At 39.4% G+C, this 1,710-nt stretch carries 1 protein-coding gene; it reads left to right on the top strand.

Features of this window, described 5'->3' with window-relative positions; all coding sequences use genetic code 11:
• Window positions 1–1,710 (top strand): SpaA isopeptide-forming pilin-related protein (locus OS138_RS12685; protein WP_325070188.1); only part of this gene is annotated, 1,710 nt, incomplete at both ends.

Here is a 1,710-nt window from a genome sequence, read left to right as displayed (position 1 = left end):
GGACAAATGGTGGTACTTTTACACAAAAAGCACTAAGAGATGCAGGAAACATGCTATCCGTTCCAAATGGACATAAAAAAGTGATCGTTTTGCTGACGGATGGTGTACCAACATTTTCCTATAAAGTACAGCGGGTACACGCACAATCAAGCAGCAATTATTACGGAACTCAGTTTTCTAATACGCAAGATCGGCCGGGAAATACTTCTCTAATCTCAAGAATCTATGATGCACCTGACCAAAACAATCTATCCAGAAGAATCGACAGTACGTTTATCGCAACCATCGGAGAAGCGATGGCACTCAAAGAACGAGGAATCGAAATACATGGTCTTGGCATCCAACTTCAAAGCGATCCGGCAGCTGGTCTCTCAAAAGCAGAAGTAGAGTCTCGTATGCGACAAATGGTTTCATCAGATGAAAAAGGCGATCTTTACTATGAATCAGCTGATCATGCAACAGATATCTCTGAATACCTAGCCAAAAAAGCTGTACAGATCTCAGCAACTGTAAGCAATGGACAAATAAATGATCCAATCGCAGAACCATTCATTTATCAGCCTGGTACACTTTCAGTCAAGAGTGTGGGGACAAGTCCTACAACGGTCACTCCATCTATTTCCATAGAAGGAAATACCATCAAGAGCAATCAGATCTATTTAGGAAAAGACCAAGAAATCCAAATCCATTACCAAGTGAGAATCCAAACAGAAAATGAGGACTTCCATCCAAATTTCTGGTATCAAATGAACGGCAGGACAACTTTCCAGCCAAACATTGATACCAATGAATTAGCTGAATTCGGTATACCATCTGCTAAAGCTCCCGGAGTCAGTCTTCACATCAAAAAGTTATGGGAAGAATTTGACAACAATCTAGCTGATCGTCCAGATCAAGTTACTTTTGAGATTCAACGGGAACATACGACAAATGCTGCAGCTTGGAAAAACGGATATATCCGCATCATTAAACCAGCTAAAGATACAACAAATACGTGGGAACGTGCAGACATTGACAAATTATCTGCAAATAGCGGAGAAAGTTATCAAGAGATATTATCACTACCTCAATACAATAATCAAGGTCAAGCATTCAGTTACCAAACAATCAAAGAATTACCTGTACCAGGATACGATTCTCAACAAATAGATGCAATGACATGGAAAAATACTAAACAATTCACACCGTTAAACTTGAAAATAACGAAAAATTCCTCTACAGGTGAAAAGGATCTTATTGGCGCTGTTTTCAAATTAACAGGAGATTCTATTGATACTTTACTAACAGATCATGGCGACGGAACCTATTCTCTTCCAGAAAATGTCAAATTGCAAAAAGAAATGACTTATACGCTGACAGAAACAAAAGCTCCAGAAGGGCATGAATTAAGCAAAAAGACTACTTGGGAAATCAAGATTGCTTCTGATGGTACGGTAACCATTGATGGAAAAACAGTCACTACTTCCGATGATACGATCCAGTTGACCATTGAAAATCCTTTTGTTGAAATTCCTATAGCAGTACGTAAGTATACGATGCAAGGGACGGACAAAGAGATAAATCTTAAAGGAGCAGCATTTTCCCTACAGAAAAAAGAAGCAAATGGTACTTATCAGCCAATTGACAGCCAAACAACGAATGAAAAAGGTCTTGCCAGTTTTGATTCACTCACACCTGGTAAATACCGAGTCGTTGAAACAGCTGGTCCTG

It is taken from the genome of Enterococcus sp. E5-37 (genome assembly GCF_035726925.1).
Lineage (GTDB): Bacteria > Bacillota > Bacilli > Lactobacillales > Enterococcaceae > Enterococcus_B > Enterococcus_B faecium.
This window is presented reverse-complemented; position numbering and strand designations above follow the sequence as displayed.